Source organism: Melissospora conviva (genome assembly GCF_049523535.1).
GTDB classification, from domain to species: domain Bacteria; phylum Actinomycetota; class Actinomycetes; order Mycobacteriales; family Micromonosporaceae; genus Melissospora; species Melissospora conviva.
Genome location: NZ_JBLLDT010000016.1, coordinates 1 through 2,010, shown reverse-complemented (window position 1 = coordinate 2,010; position 2,010 = coordinate 1). Strand labels below are relative to the sequence as shown.

Here is a 2,010-nt window from a genome sequence, read left to right as displayed (position 1 = left end):
GAAGGTGACGATGTCGTCTTTGCCGTCGCCGGTGAAGTCGGTGGGTGATCCCCCGAGATAACGGTCCGCCCCCGGCCCCGCCCCCCCGCCGCAGTTGTCGCTGACCAGGTACTTCTGGTGGTACTGGCCGGGATAGGGGGCGAGCGACATTCCGTTGATCGTGATGATCTGCCCGCCACGTTGGTACTGCTGCTCGTAGTGGATGTGCGCCCCGGACGAGTTGCCGGTGCTGCCGGTGAGACCGATCTGCTGGCCCTGCTGCACGTACGCCCCGTCCGGCACCGAGTAGGCGCTCAGGTGGAAGTAGTGGGTGGTCCAGCCGCCGCCGTGGTCGATCACGATGTAGTTGCCGGCGCCACTGGGCTGCGAGTAGAGCCGGGCGATCCCGGCGGCGGAGGCGACCTGCGGGGCGCCCGCGGTCGGCCCTCCGTCGGCGCGTACGAAGTCCAGGGCCTGCCGGACCTCGGCGCTGTGGTGGCTGTAGGTCCACCGCTGTCCGCAGGGGAACGGGGCCTTGAAGTTCGGTGCGGCGAGCGCGGGCGACTGGATCACCACCGCCCCGGTCAGGAGGCCCACCATCAGGGTGAGCATGGAGATCAGGACGCGACGCACCCTGGTTCTTGGCTGCCGTGACATGAGCGGCTCCCGTCGGCGACGACTCGGGTGGACTGGGCTGGGGCGGGCGCAGGGGAGCACCCGTTCGATGTGGTGGTTCGCCAGAGGCCGTGGTGCAGGTCGAGCCGAGGCACGGCCGGTGTGTGGTGGAGGCCGAGGGCAGGCGGTGGCGGGTGGGCGTCGACGACGCGCCGCCGGGCGGAATCGATGCGGTGGCGGCGCGTCGTCGACGAGGGGTCAGCCGGCGGGGCGCAGGCGTCCCAAGATCCCGTTCAGGTCGTCGATGAAGTGCGACCTCCGCAGGACGTGGCCGCCTGGCGCCTCACGGGCGTCGTGCGGAATGCCGGCCCGCTGCAGGGCCGCCCGGAATTCCTGCTGCCCGGCGTGGACCTCTCGTTCGCTGACCCGCTGGATGGTGCCCTCAATCGGATCCGGCGAGGTGCCGGCGATCATGAAGATCCGCTTGTGGCGGTAGCTCTCGATGCGCTCCATCGGGTTGTCGGCGGAGACCCGGGCCTCGTCCCACAGCGGGATGCCGTAGACGGTGCCGCCGTTGAGTTCCATGGCAGCAGAGGTGAGGTTGGCCCAGTGCCCGACGAGGCCGAAGTTGCGCCGCAGGCTGGCCGGACCGGAGTGGGCGCTGACCGAGCAGAAGTCCCCGTAGTACTTCGCGGCGTACTTCAGGGCGCCGAAGCCGCCCATCGAGAAGCCGGAGACCGCGCGACCGTCGTACTCGGCGAAGGTGCGGAAGTTCGCATCGACCCATGGCAGCAACTGCGACATGTGGAAGGTCTCCCAGTTGCGGGGACCGACGAAGCTGCTGACAGGGTTCGAGTACCACCCGAGGCCGGCGTCGGGCATGACGACGATCATGTCCATGCCGGCGGTCATGTCGGTGATGCCCACCTGGGCGAACTGCGTGTAGTCCGGTCCTCCGCCGTGCAGCAGGTACAGCACCGGGTAGCGCTTGCCGCTGGTGTGGTAGCCGTCGGGGAGCAGGACGTTGACCCGCGGGTTCCGCGAGATCTGATCCGTGGCGAACTCGTAGTACTGCATGCGGCCATCGTTTTCGTTCCGGTCGACGATGCGCAGTCCGTGGCCGTCGCCGGCGGCCGCGGACGCGGGCAGCGGTGCGCCGACGGCACCCGCGAACGCGCCGGCGCCGGCGAACGCGCCGACGGCGGCGACGCTCGCGGCGCCGGTCAACAGCCGTCGCCGGCTGACCGACGGGCGGTGGGGCGTGTGGTTCATGGATCCTCCATCTGATGGGGCCGCGTGGAATGGGAGAGCGAACCGCGGCACGGAGTGCGTCTGTGAGGGTGGTTTTCAGAGGGTTGTTTCGCCGTTGAGGCCGAAGTAGTCGTGCCATTTGGTGCTGGGGGCGAATGTTGATCC

The 2,010-nt window shown here is 69.3% G+C and carries 2 protein-coding genes; both read right to left on the bottom strand.

The window, feature by feature from the left end:
• A partial coding sequence (locus tag ACK8GG_RS21245) for a M23 family metallopeptidase (protein WP_440357095.1) occupies positions 1-579 on the bottom strand: 579 nt, incomplete at its 3' end.
• A 273-nt stretch (positions 580-852) separates the two neighbouring features.
• The gene (locus tag ACK8GG_RS21240; RefSeq protein ID WP_440351101.1) at positions 853-1,866 is read right to left on the bottom strand and encodes an alpha/beta hydrolase; all 1,014 of its coding nucleotides are present in this window, start codon (positions 1,864-1,866) and stop codon (positions 853-855) included.
• Positions 1,867-2,010: the final 144 nt, after the last annotated feature.

Bases quoted from the DNA above. Each gene is read 5' to 3' on its own strand.
- ACK8GG_RS21240 (WP_440351101.1), bottom strand. From the start codon at position 1,866: ATGAACCACACGCCCCACCGCCCGTCGGTCAGCCGGCGACGGCTGTTG.